The following is a 19970-nucleotide window of genomic DNA, read 5'->3' as shown; positions in this document are numbered from 1 at the left end:
AGTAAAATTTAACCCTGACAACCATGGATTTTATAACATTTCAATCATCGCTTACCGGGTCTCAACCCCCAAAAGAATGCACGCAGGTAGTACAGGCGCTTTGGTATGATGCCAAAGGAGACTGGGAAAAAGCGCACGAAATAGCACAGTCGCGGGAGGGCACTCGTGAGTATGACCGCTTGCACGCATACCTGCACCGCAAGGAAGGCGACCAATGGAATGCCGGCTATTGGTACCGGCGCGCCCGTGCCGAAATGCCCGCGTATTCACTGGAAAAAGAGTGGGAGGAATTGGTAAAAGGATGGCTGTAAATTTTATTGTCGCTCCGGAGGAGCCTATTCGGGTATATCCTGCTCAAAGAAACCTTTTTCCGGTGACAAATAATTCTAAAATAATTTTCTCATGAAATCCTTCTTTCGTTATACCTTTTGCCTTGTTCTATTTACCTCCGGTTCGGCTTTTGCACAGGATAAGATTGGAATCGTAAAACACAACCATATTGCGTTGCAGGTAGCCGATATTCAGGCAAGTGCCAAATTTTACGGAGAAGTTTTGCAACTGGATCGCCTTGAAGTGCCTGATAATCTTAAAGCCATCCGCGCTTGGTTTAAGATCGGAACAGATCAACAAATTCACTTATTGGCAGGACGTACACAACCGGTGGTCAACGACCGAAACGGCAGCCACTTTGCGGTCTTTGTGGCTTCCATGGAAAAAGCCGAAGCTTATTTAACGAAGCTCAAACTGCCGTTTCACAAACAGGTACGTTTTGATGGGGTTGTGCAAATTTACCTTGCTGACCCTGATGGGTATTTGGTAGAGCTTAACGAGTGGAAATAGGCTCGACAACCTTTTGGCGTAAAAATTTGTCCGTTTTCGGGCAGAGGTAAACCCTGCCCCTACATTTCCCCTACACTATTTTCTGGCGTAAAAATAAAGATTAACACTTGGGACGTTGCGGCGTTCACTGAGGGTGAAATACCCTTTGCCGTCTTTGTCAAAGCAAACGGCTTCTCCCTGTGGTTCAAAAATATAGGGTAAGCTTTTAGCCGGTGCGCGGAGCAATACGTCTCCGACTTTCTCTGTGGTAGCGCGTTTCCAATAATGAATTCCTGTATACCCTCTCACAATGATCTCTTTACCCGTGGTTGAAATACTGCCTCCCGTCAGGTCGCTGCCAATGGTCATTTCTCCCAACTTCTCGGCCGTAATCACCTCCGTCGTTGATTGGGGGTAGGCCAAACGGTACAAATGCGCCTTACTTTCCCATTTTGAAACAATAAATAAATCGCGGGTAAGTGGATCCAGAAGCACGGTTTCGGCGTCGTAAGAACCGTCAGGATAGCGAAATTGAATGCGGTCGTAGTTGGTGATGGGTGACGTCAGACCGGCCGGTTCGGGAAATCGATAAATGCGCTTTATGTCCAAATTAATGGCATTGTCGCCAATGTCGGCGAGGTAAAGATAAGTTTCGTTGGCTTGTGGTCCGGGGCCGATGGCAATGTCTTCCCAATCGTAGTTGGGAAAAGGCGTTTTCATTTTACCGACGATTGTTCCGTCGCGATTTAATAAAAAAATTTCGTCGGGAGACGCCGCATCTTCGTGCGACCACAAAAGCCCCGGCTGTTTAAAACTGTCGGCCAAACCGGAAGCTTCGTTGAGGTCATCGGCGGGTTGAACGACATGACTGGTAGGAGTCTCCGAAAAATTATCGGATTCCGGATCTACAGGCGTTTCTTCGTGTTTACAACCGGTAAAAAACAAGACAAACAAAGTAGGGATGACAAGAGAGTTTTTCATTTTAATTTTTTAATGACGAATTCTACCCGTCGATTCAGATGACGGGTTTCTTCGCGGTTATTGTTGGCGATGGGGCGCGTAGAACCAAATCCGCGCCCACTGATACGTTGAGCAGCAATTCCTTTTGAAATCAGAAAAGTTTTTACAGATTCTACGCGTTGCCGGGATAATTCTAAGTTGAGGTCGAAATCTCCCAAGTTGTCGGTATGTCCCTGTAATTCGATTTCGGCTACAGGGTTATCGCGCATAAACATCCACAAACGATTCAGATCCTCTTCTGATTCGGGGAGAAGTTCAGGTTTCCCCTGCACAAATCGGATATTGTTCAACACGATACTTCCACTGACTGTAACGGGTTTTAGGTTGAAAATAGTGCCGGATTTTGATTTCTCGGCCAATTCTTTAGCAGTATAGTGGATACTTGAAGGGAAAAAGCCCTCGGCTTCCACCATAAAATACAGGTCTTGCCCTACCTCGCCTGCAATTTTAAATAACCCATCGTCAGTGCCTTTGAGGCGCTGTTTTTCCACATTGTTTTTATCCAAAACCAATATTGTTGGCTGTTTGACGGCTTGATGATTCGTTTCGTTTTGAACTTGGCCGCTCAATACCAATGAGGGCGCTTTTGCAGGTTCGTTGGTAGTAGCAGCAGGCGTTTTTACTTCGGGCAATGGAGAAGCGGGAGGAGGCGAAACGGCTATGGGCCGAACAGAAGATTTTTTCAGTACCAACTCATTCAGCTTGATAAAACTGTTTTTTATTTCGGTAGGAATTACCACATAATCAAAGAGTTTGATAATGGCTACTGCTCCGATGCTTGCTTCTTCTTTGACGATCAGATCGTCATAAAAGAAGTTTAATACGCCGTCTTCGTCAATAACCCCTTCGTCGTTTTGGTCGGTAAATTCTACTTTGGATTCGCCGTCCACGTACATTTTGAGTTGCTTGGTTTTTCCGTTGCGCGAGATCACGTAATGGGTGTATTCGTTGGCGCGCACGGGAGCACGGGTTCCCAAGGCAAAGTTGTAGAAATTGAGTTTGCCGTCATAAATGTAACAGCCATTGTCCGACTTGCGATTTTTAAAATCAATGACGCGTTTCCAGCTGTCCAGTGCCGCAAATTTGAAATAAATCTCAATCGTGTACGAATCTTTCAGAAAACCATTGGCGGCTCGATTGTCAAATTGAAGACCGCAATTTTTTTCAAAATGATACACCGGACGTTTGGCGTTTTTGAGTTCGGGAAGCACATCTTCTTTAAATACGCCTTCTTCTCCCAATACTTTCAGCGCCGGCAACTTCCCTGATTCTTCTTCCAGATTTTTCTCAAACTGATAAACTCCCGCCCGTTGGGCATAGATCCACTGAGTTGTGAAAAAAAGAAAAAAACACCAAAGAATCCGATTCATTCAGCAAAATGGTTTTTATAAACTTGTTTGATCGGCAGCGCGAACAAAAATAGGGGTAAATTAGCTTCAAAGGCTATTTTTATTTACGAATAAGGATATGAAAATAAAAAACAGCCGATGATATTCAACGACTGTTTGGGGTTTGAAGTATATTAAGAAATGTAATTGTGAGCGTAAAATTGCTATTTTTCTTAGTCGGTATTGGAAGCCGGATTTTCAATTGTACCTTTTTCGGATGCCTGAATTAGTTGCTTTTTGCCTTGAAAAAAACGATTGTTTTTGTCCAAGGCGTTGTCGGTATCCAGCACGTTGAAACTGTCGTAATCTGCTTCCTTTATACTGTGTTCCTGAAAAAAGATTCGTTTTTTATCTCGGCCATAATTGGTATTTAAAGGCATGAAAGTCTTTGAGTCAGCTTGCTTTAGCTTTTCTGTAAAAAAGTAGACGTTCGTCTTATCTCTGAAATAATTTTGAGAAACAGAACTGTTAATTTGCTCAAATGTTGCCGCATCGGCTTCTTCAAAAATATGATAATCAAAAAACACCACATCAGGCGCTTTGTATATATTGGGGTAATGACTGATTTTGGTGAATTGGCTTGCGTGGCGGGAGATGAGGGTACTCTGATAATAAACGTTTTGAGCATCGGCTACGATAAACGGCTCAATTTCAGCTACATTGGCAGCATTGGAATCAGGTAATCTGACGTTTTTAAAATAGATGAAATGCTGATCTTTGGAATAATAGCTGTTGATCGGTTCAAAAAAGCTTAAATCGACGCTGAAATACAATTGTTGATAGTAGGCGTAACGCTTGTCTTTGGCAAAATTCCGATTGATAATCGTAAACGAATCATAATCGGCTTCGTCAATGGTATATTCTCGAAAAGAAATAAATCCCAAAAGTGTACTTCGCCATACGACCCGCTGAGGAGCAATTTTGAAATAACCACTTTTGGGATTTTTGGAAGTTGATTTACCAAAAAACAATTTCTTCACCTTAAAGAAGCAGACGCCTAAAAATAAAATAACAGCACCGCCGACTATCGACAAGAATACTAAGAAGAGCGCCATAAAAGCCAATTTACTCTTCCAATGAAAAAGGTAAGTCGTATTCGCGGACGATTGGCGCTTTTTTGCTGCGAACCTTTACTTCCACTTTTGCTTTAAGCTTTTCGTCTACAACCAAATAATTTTTGATGTAAGTATCGTCGTAAGTGGTCCATGAATAGTCGGTAAGCAGGTATTCCTGCACATTTTGCTTTTGTGCCTGATACGCCCAACGCTCTACGTGAAGCGGCTCAAAATTGACAATGGAAGTGCCGCCCGCGATGGTGTACCACACCTGAATGCCCGGCACGCCGCGATTGCCCATTTCGGTATTGTGTTCTACATAAATACGCAGGATTCCGTTGTCTTCCAGGTCGCGAACTTCAAATTCGTCTATTTTGGTTTTGATGTTTGACATGATCTATAAAAGGGTAGTTAATGTGAATGTTGGAACGCTGATTTTGTATGATTTTTAAGATTGATTATGATACAGCTCAAATCAGTTTTTGACAAACTTAATGTCTTGGAAAGGCATGAAATAATTGGGAAGACAGGTAAGCGTACCGTCGGTTAACGTAAAATCAATTCCTTTGAAGCTCACCATTTGTAATGAAGGATTAAGGCCAACTTCGAAATAATTGTTGTCGTTGGTTTCGGATTTGATCTCAGTTGCAATGTCGGGGAAGAGCTCGTGTTGGAGATAAATCTTATCAACATGAGGCGTATTGAGGCGTAATTCACCTTTATCATTCACAAACTCAACCGATTGTTCTTTGCCGTTGAACACAATACATTTTACGTATTTTGCCAGCATCGGGTTGGGCGCGGCAACTTTGATGGTGTAGCCTTTGGACGTCTTACTTTGTTTGGTGATCGTAAAATCCTTGCCGGCTTCTTTGTCGCTTTTCAGCTTTATGGTCTTGCCTTCTACGGTGTAGGTGCCTTTGGCAAAGCGGTCAACGGCGCCGTACATGTAATAGAATTCAAAGGTACCCTGTTCTGTTAATCTGATTCCTGCGGCCATGTCATGAATACCCACTAAGTTGTATTCGCCCGCTGCTTTTGTTTGTGTCATGCCGGTAATAGTGAAAAATAAAAAGATGAAAAAGAGAAGGATGTTTTTCATGGGAGAAATTTTAACGATTAGAAGCCTACTTTCAACTGCTCGTCTACACGCATTACGGCTTCCTGTTGATAGTATTTTTTGTACTTTTCGCGGATGATTTCAATTTGTTGTGAGCGTTGGGGCGTGAGTTTGGAAAGAATGATCAATATCTTGGAAGGCTCCGATACCAATTTGCCGTTGTGGCCCAACCATTGCCCCTGACCGTCGATAATGGTAGAGCCTTCGGTAAAGGTTTTGGCAATGACCGTATCGGCAAATGACTGCCACGCACTTGCTGACACTATCGAACCATCGGGTTTTGAAAGACCGAAATAAAGTTCGGTTTTGGTCATTTTCTCGCCTTTGAATACCGTGCAGGAAGAAAAAGTAAGAAGCAATAGGCTGAAAAAGAGAGGTGTTAGCCTACTGCTTCCTGATATATTGAAAATAACTGTTTTCATGGCGGTCATTCGCGTAATTTGTTTTCGGGCTGTTTGATGGTACAAAATTGTACGATGAAATGCGACGGCTGAAAAGAATGATTGTGAGGTGCAGGAAAAGCCAAGTGAAGCGTGGAGATCGAAGGCTTAAGCGTAAAAGCCGGCGGATAAAAAGAGGGAGAAAGCAGCTAAAATAAAAGGGTTAAGAAGGCTTGCCTCTTAACCCTTTAACGTTTAAATCTTGAACTTTACGGTGTTTGCAGAATCTTTTCCAATTCCTTTTTGCCGTTTTCATTTTTAGGATTCAATTCAATGGACTTCTTATACATTTGGGCGGCGTCATCTTTCTTTCCATTCTTTAAAAGTGCTTCGCCGTAGCTGTCATATACATTCCAACTTTCGGGATAGAGGCTGACATTCAGTTTGAAAACTTCGAGTGCCTCTTTCTTTTGGCCTCGGCTCAACATTCGATATGCCCAATCATTGAGATCATTTTCGTTGGGCTGAAAATCGGGATTTCTCTTTTTTTCGTTCTGTACAATGGCAATTGAATTCTCAAAATTGCTTTTGCGTAACAGCATATGAAGCGCCGTAATTGGGTCGGAAGCGGGAATGTCAGGATTGTAACAGCCGGCCAATTCATCAATGAAATCTTCGGGAGAAGCGCCCGATAAATTGGTTAGCACCACAATCGCCAGATCATCTTCGGGATACACAAAAAAGGCCGACCGTCCGCCACCGGTGGCGATTATGGCCGAATGTTTGGGGCGAGGTTTCGTCATCCATCCCAAGGCCCACTGCGTAGGAGAGCCATTGTTATACGTTCCTGCGGTCCAAAGGGTTTTAAGTGCGGCCTTGGTTTTCAGCAATTTTCCTTGTTGTAAAGCAATGATCCAACGAGCTATGTCTTCTGCGGTGCTGTTCATCCCGGAAGCCGTTCGTCGAAACGGCGGGAACTCTGAGTTAAAATTGATGAGTTTTTCCTCATTCAATTTTTGCCCGTCAAGGTTTGAAACGTATCGGTAGCTTTGGGTAAAGTTGGGAATCACATCTCGATGGTCACCAAAGCCGGTATTCGGCATTCCGGCTACCTGAAACTGCAATTCTTTGAAAACCTGTGCAAACGGTTTTTCGCGGTATTTATCAATGATCTTTCCCAACAACGCATAATTCGTTTGGTTGTAACTGAACTGTGTTCCCGTAGGGAAATTCATGGGAGCGGCTTTGGTTTTTGCCCAAGCGGCCTCTTCACTCAAACCTGAAGGTGCCGATTCCAACACACGAAGAATATCGGGAATTCCCGAAACGTGCGTCAATAATTGGCGTAATTTAATGGGTTGCCAAGGTTCGGGAAGACCATCGAGGTAGCGGGAAACGGGTGCTTCAATGTCTATTTTTCCTTCCTCCACCAATTGCATGATAGCTACACCCGTAAAAGCCTTGGTACAGGAATTGATCTGAAAAATGCTTTTGGGAGTAACGGGAACAGAATATTGAAGGTTGGCGATGCCATAAGATTTGGAAAGCACAACCTTGCCTTTATGTACTACAGCTATTTGAAGTCCGGGGATGCGGCGCTCCTTCATTTCGCGTTGTATGATCGTTTCTACTTGCGCAGTTTGGGCGGAAGAAATTGCCTTAAGTCCTATCATAAAGAAAAGGCTTAAAGCAATTTTTGTTAGTTGATTCATTGAAATAATGGCTGTATGTTGTTAATTGTCTTGTTACAACGTCGGCGAGGGCTGGGCGCCCCCGTTCCAAACCTCGCCGACGTTCTTTCCGGTTACTTCGCTTTGCGGATGTAGATATTGCCGTGCATGTTTTTCATCATCACTTCGCTGCCGCCGCCGTTCACTTTGCCCTGTACCCAATCGTCGATGCTTACTTTGTACATACCGTCTTTGGTTACTTTGGTAGATTTAGGCTCGGTTTTGTCCACGTCCACATCAAAGTCGCTGTAAATTTCTCCACGGTCAGACTTAAGTTTTACATTGAATTTGGCCGAAGGCGGGAACGTTACATCAATTCGACCATTGAGCGAAGTGAAGGCCATCGGCGATTCGGCCGTAACGCTCTTGAAATTGGCCTTTACTTCTCCATTGACTGTTGTCGCTACGGCAGAACCGGCTACGTTATTGAGCTGAATGGCTCCGTTGACGTTGTTAATTTCCAATACGCCCGTCACATTTTCGATCACAATATCGCCATTGTTGATTGTGCTGACGGTAAGTGAAAATTGTTGCGGTACTTTGATCGCTAAATCCATCGCACGCTTCATAAAGGAAGCACTCACTTTTATGTTGTTGTTACGCTCCTCAGCGGTTACTTCAATGCCGCCGCGAGTGGAAAGTTTTTTCATACCGGCCGCCAATTCGTCGTTTTTACTTTCCGTTTTCTTTCCACTATAGGCTTCTGCGGTAGCATCAATGACGACATCTTTGCCGGCATAACCCGTTACTTTAATAGAGCCGTTGATCAGACTTACCCGCAATGTACCGGGCTTGTTGGGATCGGATAATGGAATGGTCAATTGTTCTTTGATTTCGTTCTGAGCGGCCAAAGGGCCTGCAAAACTCACGGCTGCGATTGCAAAAAATGCGAATGTTACTTTATTGATTTTCATAGGATTGATGCGTCGCCTTACCCCGAAGGGACTGGTGTTTAGATTCATGTCCGGGGAATATGAATGACATGAAAGGATTGGTTTATGATTGTTTTTTGAGGTAGATATTTCCGTTGAATGTTTCAAAACGAAACGTTTTGCCGCCGTTGCCGATTCGAACGGACGTTTCGGTATTCAGTTTGTAGACCGTGGTTTTGTCCGCTTTTTGATCTTGGTTTTTAACTACTTTGACAGGCAACGATTCAACGTTTTCAAAATCGGTGTAAAATTCGCCGTGGAAGGTTTTAAATTCACAATCGGCGGAGAGTGCGGCAGGATACGTAATTCGGATGTCACCGTTGAGGGTTTTATAGTCCGATCTTCCCGGAGGAATAGCTGTATAATTGGCGGTTACATTTCCATTGATGGTACGTACATCAGTTGGGCCTTTGGCGTTGGTCAGCGTAATGGCGCCGTTTACATTGGATACGTGCAAGGCTCCGGCAACATCTTTGACCGTTACATCGCCGCCGTTGATGGTGGAAGCGTGCAGGTTCATCGAATAAGGAATTTTGACCTTGAAATCCAAATTATACCGATATTCAATGTGTTTATTGTAATTGCGCCCTTTCCAATCGCGTCTGGGGCGGGTGTCGTAAGGCTCGAGGATATACACAATGACGCTGTCTTCATTTTGTTCAAACATCAATTGAAATTCAGCTTTGCCCTGCTCTAAGATTTCGTTGGTTTTGCCCGAAATCGTTTTGTCAATTTCCAACACTACCTTATCACCGGAATAACCTTCTACTTTAATATTTCCGTTAAGGTTGTAAATGGCCAATGTACTGGAAGCGGCATTTTGTTTGAGCGTGTATTCTTTGGCAATCTGCTCCTTGAATTCCTGCGTTTGGGCGGGTGCTTGGGTACAAGAAAGTACCACTCCCGCTAAAAAGGGGATAATAAAACGTTTCATAGCTATTGGATTGATTATTGGTTTTTAAGACAAATCTTTAATGGTCTGTTGGATTTTGGTTTTGACGAGGTCATTCAAATCTTCGCGGCGCAACATTTGTCGGAATGCTTTGATGGAACGTTTTTCCTGTAGTTTTACCATCACATCGGCCAAAGCCACCTGCACCAACGGCGATTCCTGTTTCGAAAGCGATAGTACCAAACCTTGCCGGACGTCCGGATCGTGGGCCAACTCAGCCAAGGCTTCCAGCGTCACCAACCGTACATTTACATTAGGGTCGTTATTGAGCGTCGTAAACAGCGCCTGCAAAACTTTATCGTCTACTTCGGTGATTTCTTTGGTATAACTCACGGCTTTGAGGCGCTCGCTGGCGGAGGGGTTTTCGATGAGCGAAAGCATCATCATCTGGCGCATTTCCTGCACTTCCGTGGTAAGTGCCTCCATTTTAACATCCTGCGGGCGGTTTAGCCAATAACCGGCAAAGAGACCGATACTTAACAAACAGGCACTATATGCAACCCGAAGCGCTAATGGAGGTGTCCACCATTGCTGAAACTTTTCAACAAAGTCCTGCCATGAGTTACGGCTTCTCTTTGCTTCGGTCTTTTTATAATTGTCCAACATGGCGTAGAATCCTTCGCGCATGGCTCCGCTTGGTTCGGGTGCAACAGCGGCTTTCCCCAGTAATTGCCAAAGCTCTTTATCCGTTTCAAATTCCTGTTGACAATCAGGGCATTCTGCCAAATGATTATCTATTGCTTTTCGTTCGGAGGCCGTTAGTTGGTTACTTAGCCAGCCCGTTAGCCGTTCTTTTGCGTTTTCACAGTTCATGAGCTTTGCTTCCATTTTCAATTTTTAAGAAATTTTTTTTTAACTCACCCAAGGCCCGGTGTACTCTTACTTTTATGGCACCTTCGGTCGTATTCAAAATTTGAGCTATTTCGTCGTATTTTAATTCCTGAAACCGACTCAATATCAGTACTTCGCGATGTTCAGGACTCAGTCGCTCCAATGCATTATGGAGGGCGTCCATTTCCTGCTGTTTCTCAAGTTGTTCGTCTGCCGCAATTCCGCCACCAAGTTTATCCGTTAAGTCGGCTATATCGAACGGATGGCCTCCCCAGCGTTCGGTTTGTCGGAAGGAATCATTCAGGATATTTCTGGCCAAATGATACATCCACGTCCTGAATTCTCCTTCGCCGTTGAACGTATGACGATACTTCAACATCCGATAAAACACATTTTGTACTAAGTCTTCGCAAGCGTGGGCTTGGCCCGTCATGTGGTACAAAAAAGCAAACAGCGGACGATTGTAGCGCTCAAAGAGCAACCCCATCTTGTCGAGGTCTCCGGCTTTTACCCGAAGCATAAGTGCGTTATCCGTTAGAGCATTCAATCGTGTAAGGATGGTTTATCAGGTGATTTGTACGTGGTAACTCCGGGTTTGAAAGAAGGTTACAGAAATTTTTTATTTTTTTTAAATGTTTGTTCACAAATGTTTGTCTACAAAGGTTTGACTTCTCCGAAGTCTTTCTTGTGGTTACTCTTTTTGTTCTAATAGTCTACAAAGGTTTGACTTCTCCGAAGTCTTTCTTGTGGTTACTCTTTTTGTTCCAATAGTCTATAAAGGTTTGACTTCTCCGAAGTCTTTCCTGTGGTTACTCTTTTTGTTCCAATAGCGCCTTCAATGCCCGTTTCCCGTCTTCATTGTTTGGAGATAAAACAATTGACTTTCGGTACATGGCAATGGCTTCTTCTTTCTTGCCGCTTTTCGCCAACGCATGGGCGTAACTGTCGTACGTATTACCGCTTTTGGGATAAAGCAACGTATTGATCTTAAATACTTCCAACGATAACTCATTATGATTGGGAAAAGGCGCACTGAGCAAATCAAAGCCTAAACGATTCATTTCCAGCTCATCCACATAATAATTTGTGCTGTCATTCTTTAATTCATTAAATGTAGATGCGGCAGCATCAATTCCTTTTGTAACCAATACCTCTCCATAGTGTTTCGCCAATGATTTGGTGAGTCGAACGGGTAAAGGAGGACTGCCGTTCAGTAGATTGGAAATGGAAACCATGACCTGTATCGGATTATTGTCGGTGTTATCGTAAAAGATGACGGTCTGTTTTTTAGTGAGATTTCGGTGCAGAAAAGTAGTTAAGCCAACGATGCGCCCATCGTGAAAAATAGAGGTATCGGCCGGATTTGTCTTACTCGTGTACACATTCCAACCCAAGCCGTAGGAGCGGGTGCTGCTGCCCATGCGGAATGGTTTCCCATCGTTCAAGGTGACAGGCGTAAAGGCAGTTTCCATCAACGCCGAAGAAATGAGTTTTCCGGCGTTAAAGGCATTGTCAAAATTCCACAGGTCTTCTAACGTACTTATAATATTATTGGAACCCGTTAAGGCGCCTAAATGATAATAGGTGTAATGTTCTGAAGGATTCAGCGAATCAACATTGTGGTAGGTTGGACTGTAAAAGTTGAGCAGCGTATAGCGGGTTGTATTGTCCATACCCGCCTCCCGAATATACGTTTTTTTCATGCCTGCGGGGATGAAAATATTCTTTTTCATATAGGCAGTAAAAGGCACCTGACTGACCTTTCCCACCAACAAAGCCAATAAGAAATAATTGGAATTATTGTATTGCCATCGGTTCCCCGAAGTAAAGTTCAATGGTTTTTTCAAGGTGACCAGGTGTTCATACGCTGTTTGATTACTGATAGTCTCTTTGGGATGCGCTTTTATATATTCATCTTCATATCTTTCCACTACAGGAACGCCGGAAGTTTGGGTCAATAAATGCTTAATGGTAACTTCAGGATAAGGGAAATCAGGAAAATAGGTAACAAAAGTATCTTCCAATTTTAATTTCCCTTTTTGAATCAATTGCAAAACGGCAATGGCCGTAAAGGGTTTGGACAAAGAAGCCAAATTAAAACGAGTAGTGTCGGTATTCGGGATGCCGCGCCCGAAATCTGCGTAGCCTGCCGATTTTTTATAAATGATCTGTCCCTGCTCAGCTACCAAAATACTGCCATTGAATAAATGATGATTGGCCAATGAGGTTAAAAAAGAATCAATTCGGGCTACTTTTTGATGGATGGAGACTTCATTTTGTGCAAAACCGAAGTGAGTAAAAATGGATAACAACAAAATCGGTCGAATCATGAAAATGAATATTTTTTTCATACAAATGGATAGAAAATGGTTTTAGAAGATTTGTACGTGGAAACTGCGGTTGCCAAAAAAGGTTACATAAACACCTCAATTTCTTTGAGTTCCGTTCGCAATGAAAAATAATTGTAAAAAGTTACGACTACCTTGTAATGTTTCTTCGGCTCAGTCGTCTATGCTCTTGAAATGGATATAAAAGCCTTTACACAACTGGTACTTCCCACACAGGGCCGACTTTTCAGGTTGGCAAAGCTGTTTCTTCGCAACCGCGAAGAGGCAGAGGATACCTTGCAGGAAGTGTTGTTGAAGCTTTGGACCAATCGTCAGCAATTGGAATCGTATCAAAGTGTAGAGGCTTTTGCGGTACAAATGACCCGAAATCTGTGTTTGGATAAACTGAAATCAAAAGCGTACCAAACCACTACGGAAGATGCTGATCTGCATGATGTAGACGCAGAAAGTATTTCGCCGTATCAGCAAACGGAGTTGGCCGACAGCGCAGCGCTCATGCGTCAATTGATGGAGGCCCTGCCCGAACAGCAAAAACTGATTCTCCATTTACGAGACGTAGAAGAATATTCTTTTGAAGAAATTGAACAGGTAACGGGGTTGAATATCAACAATATACGGGTGATTTTGTCGAGAGCACGGAAAGAGGTCAGGGACGGGTATTTAAAAGCAAACAATTATGAATCACGCTATTGAAAAGTTATTGGATAAATATTACGAAGGTGAAACCACGCTGGAGGAGGAGCGCGAACTGCGCGACTTTTTTCAACAGGACGATATTCCACACCATTTACAGTTACACGCCGAGCAGTTTCGGTATTTTGCCAAATCACGTAAGCAACAACCGTCAGCAGGCACCAGTTATCGGATTGTAACTCAACTCAATACGCAACCTAAAGTGCAACCTAAAGTTCGCCCTTTGGTTTCCTGGGGAATGCGCATTGCGGCAGGTATAACGCTGCTTTTGGTAGGATTTGCGGGTGGTTTGATGTACACAAATCGCACCTCAGCACAAGCTGAAACCGACAATGCAGAAGTAGCGGCGATGAAAAGTGCCCTCCGGTTCGAGCAAGTAAACCAAACCTCGGCGAGTGAGCGCATTCACGCGGTTAATCAGAGCGTGGAATTGGGGAAAGTAGATGCCGACATCACACAAATGCTCATCAATACCATGAACTTTGATGAAAATGTAAACGTGCGTTTGGCGGCGTGTCAGGCATTGAGCCATTTTGAAAATGAACCGTTGGCACGCGAAGGTTTGATTCAATCGCTCCGTATTCAGACCGATCCAAATGTCCAATTGACGCTGATAGAAATTTTGGTTTCCATCAAAGAAAAACGGGCGGCGGAAGAAATGCAGCGTTTGGCCGGGAATAAAGAAGTAATGGATGTAGTGCGTATGAAAGCCGAAGAAGGAGTTACGCACTTGAATCAATTGAAGAAAAATTCAACCTCATAACCATACAGCCAGACTTGTAAAGCCTGATAATTAATGAAATACCAAACTTTCCAAATCTTCGTCTTTTTTACAACACCCAAAAAAATCTTACAATTAGCAAATAACCACTAACGAGTGCTTTAGTACTCACAATCAAACCATGAAACGAAACATTTTATTGAGCGCCCTGTTTTTAGGGTGCTTCGGGGGAGCTTTTGCTCAGGAATTCAAGGCTAAATTTCCGAATGCCAAAGAGCGGAAAGTGGTCATTGAGATGGATGCCGGTAATATCAAAATCGAAGGCTACGATGGCGACGAAGTTATTATCAATGGGAATGGCTTTCAGGCGCCGCCCGAACAGGCCAAAGGGCTGAAAGCACTCTATAATACTGCCGTTGACAACACCGGTATCGGACTGTCTGTTACGACCCAAGGTAACCTGTTAAAAATTGAAAAAGCATCGCGAAAGCATGTAACCTATACGTTGCGTGTACCCAAGAAAACGGCGGTTTTTTATGAGCAAACCAATTGGAATCAAGCCAATATTACGGTCAATAATGTAGAGGGAGACTTGGAAATAAAAACCAACAACGGCAAAATTGAACTGAATAATGTTACAGGTCCTGTGGTGGCCAATACAACTGCCGGAGATGTAAAAGTGGTGTATTCGAGCCTGAATCAGGAAAAACCCACTTCTATCTCCGTGATCAGCGGAGCGATTGACGTAACGATGCCTGCCAATGCCAAAGCCAATCTGAGCCTGCGATCCATCAGTGGAGAAATGTACACGGATTTTGACCTTGGTACGAAGACCTCTAAAGATGGACTCGCAAAGGTGGGAGGAGGACATAACATTGACGCTACTACCAACGGCGGCGGTGTAGAGATCCAACTGAAAAGCATCAGCAGTAATATTTATCTCCGTAAACAAAAATAACCCTGTCTAACGCATACTGCCATGAAAATATTCTCATTCCTGTTGATTCTGGGTCTTTGTGTCAACGCGGCTTTTGCCCAGAAAATAATTGAAAAAAAATTTCCGTTCTCCACAAGCCAAACCGTTAACCTCAACCTCAGATTTGCCGACAGCATTCAGGTGCGGTATTGGGACAAAGCAGAAGTATCGGTACGTATCGCAGCGGTCATCAACGGCGGGCGATTGAACAATGCGCTAACGGTCGAATCAGGGTCAACATCTGACGAAATTTTCCTCAAAACAGACTTTGACAAAGAATTGCTCAAAGACGGAAAAGCCGAAGATTGCCCTGACCAAAAATACAGTTGGCGGACAGAGCATAACGGTGCCGATTATTATGTGTGCAGCAAAATTCATTACCAGGTGTACTTACCTAAAAATGCCAAACTAAAACTGGAAACCATCAACGGCAACATCGACATTAAAGGTGCTTCAGGAGCGGTATTTGCCAAAACCATCAGCGGTTACGTGGATTTTAGCTGGCCCAAAAGCAAAGGAGGCAACATTGCCATGAAAACCATCACGGGTGAGGTCTACACCGATCTGGATATTGATCTCAAAACAAAAAAACAAAAACATCCGATTGTTGGCTATTTGTTGGAAGGAACCGTCAACGGTGGCGGGCCGGACGTGCGATTGGAATCCATCAGCAACAACGTCTATATCCGGAAAAAAGACTAAGGAAGGTCGGTCTTTTTTAGTCACCAATTAAGTGCTTATAATTGGGCTTTATTGCCTTCCTTTTACTCCGTCCTTCAGGATGGAGCGGATAAGAATAAATCTATCAATAGGCTTTAGCCGTGACAGAAATACACAAGAAGTCAGTTTTTTCTCTTGTTGAAATACATTGTACTAACGAATTGATTTTTAAGGATATAACAGCCATGAACAAAGAAAGGTAAGAACGAAGCGGAAGTTGGAAGGAACTTTCATACGCCAAAAACTTTACGGTTCAAATAATCGTATGTTAGCATAAAAATACAGGCTTATGAAAACTCTTTCCTTCTTCTTCGTTTTTGCCTTCAGTATTTTTAACGTATTTGGGCAAACACCGCCTACCGTAACTCCCACGAGTGCTTTTATTGATTACGGTTCCAATGTAACTTTAACAGCGGCGGGATGTGCCGGCACCGTCAATTGGTCTACCGGACAAACAGGGACTTCCATCTCGGTTTCTCCCAAACAAAGCGCTCGCGTTACGGCCACTTGCACAGTTGGGATGCAGACAAGCGGAGCTTCCAACAGTGTATTGATTCAGGTAGGATTAACCACTTCCCCCTGCAACAGCAACGTAAGTGTTACGTCGTCGTTGTCAAACATCGGATATCGTTATGAATCAAGCAACTATATTTTAGGCTCAGCCGCCATCGAAGCCAGTGCGAGTATCCAGTTCAAAGCCCAAAGTTACGTACAGTTAAATCCCGGTTTTGAGGCAAAAAGCGGGAGCGTATTTAAGGCTTTTATGGGAGAATGCACCGAATTGCAAACGAGAGAAGTACTTACGGGAAGGCAATTACCGTGGGAGATTCTTTGGGGGCCTGATGATTTTATTTGGATGACCGAAAAGGATGGAAAAATCAGTAGGGTAAATCCGCAAACAGGCGCCGTTCAGACATTGATCACTATTTCGGATGTATATTCAAATGGAGAGGGAGGTTTGCTGGGAATGGTATTGCATCCTGATTTTACCAATAACCCTTACGTTTACGTCAGTTATAATTACAGTATTGACAATACCATTTCGGGAATGCGGGTAAAAGTGGTGCGTTTTACTTATAACAGCGGTAGTAATACGTTGGGCAGCCCCTTTATCTTGGTACAGAATATTTTAGGAAACTCCACGCACGATGGCAGTAGATTGGTCATTACCCCCGAATTGAAACTGTTTGTTACTACGGGCGATGCCCAAAATTTCAGTGCTCCTCAAGACAGTACTAACCTGAACGGTAAAATCCTGCGAATGAATTTGGATGGTACTGCTCCGGCCGATAATCCTTATCCCGGCAGTATCATTTGGAGCATTGGGCATCGTAATCCGCAAGGATTGGTGTATGCCAATGGAAAGTTGTATTGCTCATCACACGGGGCGAATATTGAAGATGAAATCAATTTGATTCAGAAAAAAAGAAATTATGGATGGCCTAATGTAGAAGGGCCATGTGATACGCCTTCTGAAATCACATTTTGTGGTGCCAACAATGTTGTTGAACCTATATTCTCTTCCGGCAATTCCGCTACATGGGCTTTTTGTGGATTAGACTATTATAACAATGATGCTTATCCCCGTTGGAAAGACCATTTATTGATGGTGTCCCTTAAAAACCAAACGTTATACAGTCTCAAACTAAGCACTGATGGAAACACTATTGACGGGTCGCCTGTTTTGTACTTTGTGAACCAATTCGGTCGCTTGCGCGACATTGCCATTGCGCCTAATGGGAAAGTGTATCTTTGCACAAGCAATGGAGGGAATGGTGATAAGATCATTGAAATAACCCCCATTGTGGAATAAGAGCCGCGAACAAAATAAATGCCTGAACACTATATTCCTGCCCTGAAATACCATTTTCTCACACCACTGTATGATTGGTTTATCAGGTTGACAATGCCTGAGAAGAAAGTAAAAACACAATTGATTCAACAGGCTGATCTACGGGCAGGAGAAACAGTGTTGGATTTTGGGTGTGGAACGGCTACGCTTACGCTTTTGATGGAAGAATTACATCCTGATTGCTCAATTGTTGGATTAGATGTTGACCCTCAAATACTTGCTATTGCTGATAAAAAAGCGAAGTTGAAAAATTCGTCTGTTCAATTAAAAGCATTTGAAGGAAGAACAATTCCTTTTCCCAATAATACTTTCGATAAAGTGCTGTCTTCCTGGGTATTTCACCATCTGACAACAGAGCAAAAATCCAATGCTTTTCGTGAAATTCACCGTGTGCTCAAGCCAAAGGGCGAACTTCACATTGCTGATTGGGGAAAAGCTGAAAATTGGTTAATGCGCTTTCTGTTTTTTATCGTGCAGGTGGTAGATAATTTTTACACGACCAACGATAACGTACGGGGAAAAATCCCTCATTTATTGTCGCAGGAGGGATTTCAGAAGGTTGAGCAAAAAGGCAATCAATCCACGTTGTTCGGAACATTAACTTATTTGAAAGTCCCCAAAAACTAAGCACGCTATGTCATTGCAGTTTTGCGGTAGGCTTCAAATACTTCCCCATTACTAATCGGGTCAGTAAAAATTTCCAGCATCTTTGATTTGCCGGTTGGAGCAATAAAGGCATTCCAACTATCCATAAAGTCTTCTCCTTCTTTCAGAGAGAAATAGTCTAAACCTGCATCTTCAGCAGTAGGACGAGCAGTTGTGGAATGGCGTGTTTCGAAGTATTGCTCCAGTTCGGGTTGAGCCGATGGGCCGTCAATGAGTCGAAAAATATTGCCGCCTGCGTTGTTGAACAGTACAATACGAAGATTTTGCGGAATATGCGGATGCCATAAAGCGTTGCGGTCGTAGAAAAAAGCCACGTCGCCTGTGATGATAAAAACGGTTTTTTCAGTCATCAAAGCCGCTCCGACAGCCGTACTTGTGCAGCCATCAATGCCGCTGGTGCCGCGATTGGCAAACACTTCGGCAGACTGACTGAGGCCGAGTAGATTGGCGTAGCGCACAGGCATACTGTTGGCAAGGTGCAATACGCTGCCTTCGGGCAGATTTCCCAGCACATTGCCTACTAAAGCAAATTCATTCCATCGGTTCTCGTGAAGCAAAAATTGATGCAAACTCCGTTTGGCTTTGCGGTCGGCTTGGAGCCATGCTTCACGGTAAGCACCGCGACCGTCGTCGTCGGAATCATTTTGTACAAACTGCTGATAATCTAAGTCTTCCAATAATTTTTGAAAAAAATACGTCGGCTCCACGGGAATTTGTGTGGTAAGCGTCTGAAAGGTATCGATGAGTTGTTCGGTCGTTTTAATGTGCCAATGACGAGCGGGAGAATGATTTCGCAGGAAAAGCTTGAAATTTTTAGAAATAAAGGAATCTCCGATGGTAATCAATAAATCGGGTTGGAGAGAGCTTAATAACTCTTCGTTTTTGCCCCGTAAAAACACATCATGTTGTCGAACAAATGCCTCATCCGCAGGTACATTGGAAATAATATCTCCCAACACCGGCACGCCCATTTCTTCACTGAACTCTTTCAAAACCGCCCAAAGTGCCGGAGTTGGAGGCAATTGCCCAACTGCAATAAGCACACGGCCGACATTTTCGAATTCATTCTGAAGCCGATGCCAAGTATCAGTGGACAATGTTGGTTCAGCTGCGAGCCGCTCGACCAGTTTTACGTGCCGGTCATAGATGATTTTTTCTTCTGCCGCAGGATAAAAAGGTTCGCGGATCGGTACATTGATATGAACGGGGCCTTTAGGGGTCGTTTGTGATAAATTGATCGCTTCGTTCAGAACACGCTCAATATACCAATTTGCGTCAGGATGAGAGTAGTCAGCCGGTAATTCAAACGATTTTTTTACATGTTTTCCGTATAATTCGTTCTGATAGATCGTCTGCCCATCCTGCTGATGAATCCATTCTTTGGGGCGGTCGGCGGTAAAAATAACTAACGGAATCTCCTGAAAATAGGCTTCTACTACGGCGGGAGCAAGATTGTAAGCGGCACTGCCTGAGGTACATACCAAGGCAACGGTCTTGCGACTGTATTGGGCCATGCCCAATCCGATAAAACCTGCCACGCGCTCATCAGGAATGACTTTTGTTTGAATGCCGCGATGGCGTGCAAACGCCAAGGTTAAAGCAGCACTACGCGAACCGGGAGAGATAACTACGTTTTTAACGTTTTTACGAGCGCAGATCTCTGCAATATTATTGATGGATTGAAGAAGCATATTTTTTCCGGAAGTGAGAAGGCAGTAGCGAGAATAAAAAAAAGTTTCTCACTCCTCGCTGCCGGCTTCCCGTTTC

General features: G+C 43.7%; 21 protein-coding genes. 8 read left to right on the top strand and 13 right to left on the bottom strand.

Features of this window, described 5'->3' with window-relative positions; translation table 11 throughout:
* Window positions 1-23: 23 nt before the first annotated feature.
* Window positions 24-311, top strand: coding sequence for a hypothetical protein (locus ACQY73_RS10655; RefSeq protein WP_428665322.1), 288 nt, complete (start codon window positions 24-26; stop codon window positions 309-311).
* A 91-nt stretch (window positions 312-402) separates the two neighbouring features.
* Entirely contained in the window at window positions 403-840 is a 438-nt protein-coding gene (locus ACQY73_RS10650; RefSeq protein ID WP_428665319.1) for a VOC family protein, read from the top strand.
* A gap of 75 nt (window positions 841-915) precedes the next feature.
* Here the strand turns inward: ACQY73_RS10650 and ACQY73_RS10645 are convergent, their stop codons facing one another.
* The 12 genes from ACQY73_RS10645 to ACQY73_RS10590 all read right to left on the bottom strand — a co-directional run bounded on the left by ACQY73_RS10645 (window position 916) and on the right by ACQY73_RS10590 (window position 12557).
* Window positions 916-1800: a PE-PGRS family protein gene (locus tag ACQY73_RS10645; RefSeq protein ID WP_428665317.1), complete on the bottom strand. Its 885-nt coding sequence runs from the start codon at window positions 1798-1800 to the stop codon at window positions 916-918.
* Window positions 1797-3209 (bottom strand): OmpA family protein, encoded by a 1413-nt coding sequence (locus tag ACQY73_RS10640; RefSeq protein ID WP_428665314.1) that lies wholly within the window; start codon window positions 3207-3209, stop codon window positions 1797-1799. The genes ACQY73_RS10645 and ACQY73_RS10640 overlap by 4 nt, the downstream gene beginning before the upstream one ends.
* A gap of 191 nt (window positions 3210-3400) precedes the next feature.
* The gene (locus ACQY73_RS10635; protein WP_428665311.1) at window positions 3401-4282 is read right to left on the bottom strand and encodes a DKNYY domain-containing protein; all 882 of its coding nucleotides are present in this window, start codon (window positions 4280-4282) and stop codon (window positions 3401-3403) included.
* 10 nt (window positions 4283-4292) lie between these two features.
* The gene (locus tag ACQY73_RS10630) at window positions 4293-4676 is read right to left on the bottom strand and encodes a hypothetical protein (protein WP_428665308.1); all 384 of its coding nucleotides are present in this window, start codon (window positions 4674-4676) and stop codon (window positions 4293-4295) included.
* 81 nt (window positions 4677-4757) lie between these two features.
* On the bottom strand, window positions 4758-5384 hold the full coding sequence (locus tag ACQY73_RS10625) for a hypothetical protein (protein WP_428665305.1): 627 nt from the start codon (window positions 5382-5384) through the stop codon (window positions 4758-4760).
* 17 nt (window positions 5385-5401) lie between these two features.
* Window positions 5402-5833, bottom strand: coding sequence for a DUF3574 domain-containing protein (locus ACQY73_RS10620; RefSeq protein ID WP_428665303.1), 432 nt, complete (start codon window positions 5831-5833; stop codon window positions 5402-5404).
* 218 nt (window positions 5834-6051) lie between these two features.
* Window positions 6052-7455, bottom strand: coding sequence for a serine hydrolase (locus ACQY73_RS10615; protein WP_428665300.1), 1404 nt, complete (start codon window positions 7453-7455; stop codon window positions 6052-6054).
* Between the two features lie 131 nt (window positions 7456-7586).
* Window positions 7587-8474 carry a DUF4097 family beta strand repeat-containing protein gene (locus ACQY73_RS10610; RefSeq protein ID WP_428665297.1) on the bottom strand — a complete coding sequence of 296 codons (888 nt, stop codon included), beginning with the start codon at window positions 8472-8474 and terminating at the stop codon, window positions 7587-7589.
* A gap of 34 nt (window positions 8475-8508) precedes the next feature.
* Window positions 8509-9378 (bottom strand): DUF4097 family beta strand repeat-containing protein, encoded by an 870-nt coding sequence (locus ACQY73_RS10605; protein ID WP_428665295.1) that lies wholly within the window; start codon window positions 9376-9378, stop codon window positions 8509-8511.
* A gap of 24 nt (window positions 9379-9402) precedes the next feature.
* Window positions 9403-10224: a zf-HC2 domain-containing protein gene (locus tag ACQY73_RS10600; RefSeq protein WP_428665292.1), complete on the bottom strand. Its 822-nt coding sequence runs from the start codon at window positions 10222-10224 to the stop codon at window positions 9403-9405.
* Window positions 10199-10747, bottom strand: coding sequence for an RNA polymerase sigma factor (locus ACQY73_RS10595; protein ID WP_428668447.1), 549 nt, complete (start codon window positions 10745-10747; stop codon window positions 10199-10201). The genes ACQY73_RS10600 and ACQY73_RS10595 overlap by 26 nt, the downstream gene beginning before the upstream one ends.
* A gap of 289 nt (window positions 10748-11036) precedes the next feature.
* Window positions 11037-12557: a serine hydrolase gene (locus ACQY73_RS10590; RefSeq protein ID WP_428665289.1), complete on the bottom strand. Its 1521-nt coding sequence runs from the start codon at window positions 12555-12557 to the stop codon at window positions 11037-11039.
* 192 nt (window positions 12558-12749) lie between these two features.
* Between ACQY73_RS10590 and ACQY73_RS10585 the strand changes: the two genes are divergently transcribed.
* From ACQY73_RS10585 to ACQY73_RS10560, 6 genes are all read left to right on the top strand, one after another.
* The gene (locus tag ACQY73_RS10585) at window positions 12750-13268 is read left to right on the top strand and encodes an RNA polymerase sigma factor (RefSeq protein WP_428665286.1); all 519 of its coding nucleotides are present in this window, start codon (window positions 12750-12752) and stop codon (window positions 13266-13268) included.
* Complete coding sequence (locus ACQY73_RS10580; protein WP_428665283.1) at window positions 13252-14031, top strand: HEAT repeat domain-containing protein; 780 nt, start codon at window positions 13252-13254, stop codon at window positions 14029-14031. Before ACQY73_RS10585 ends, ACQY73_RS10580 begins: the two co-directional genes overlap by 17 nt.
* A gap of 139 nt (window positions 14032-14170) precedes the next feature.
* Complete coding sequence (locus ACQY73_RS10575) at window positions 14171-14947, top strand: DUF4097 family beta strand repeat-containing protein (protein WP_428665281.1); 777 nt, start codon at window positions 14171-14173, stop codon at window positions 14945-14947.
* A gap of 21 nt (window positions 14948-14968) precedes the next feature.
* Entirely contained in the window at window positions 14969-15667 is a 699-nt protein-coding gene (locus tag ACQY73_RS10570) for a hypothetical protein (protein ID WP_428665278.1), read from the top strand.
* Window positions 15668-15974: 307 nt separating this feature from the next.
* On the top strand, window positions 15975-17498 hold the full coding sequence (locus ACQY73_RS10565) for a PQQ-dependent sugar dehydrogenase (protein WP_428665275.1): 1524 nt from the start codon (window positions 15975-15977) through the stop codon (window positions 17496-17498).
* Window positions 17499-17516: 18 nt separating this feature from the next.
* Window positions 17517-18164: a class I SAM-dependent methyltransferase gene (locus tag ACQY73_RS10560; RefSeq protein ID WP_428665272.1), complete on the top strand. Its 648-nt coding sequence runs from the start codon at window positions 17517-17519 to the stop codon at window positions 18162-18164.
* 5 nt (window positions 18165-18169) lie between these two features.
* Here ACQY73_RS10560 and menD read toward each other — a convergent pair whose 3' ends face one another.
* Entirely contained in the window at window positions 18170-19894 is a 1725-nt protein-coding gene (gene menD, locus ACQY73_RS10555; protein ID WP_428665269.1) for a 2-succinyl-5-enolpyruvyl-6-hydroxy-3-cyclohexene-1-carboxylic-acid synthase, read from the bottom strand.
* Window positions 19895-19970: the final 76 nt, after the last annotated feature.

Origin of the sequence: Runella sp. (genome assembly GCF_965279615.1) — a bacterium.
GTDB lineage: Bacteria > Bacteroidota > Bacteroidia > Cytophagales > Spirosomataceae > Runella.
This window is presented reverse-complemented; position numbering and strand designations above follow the sequence as displayed.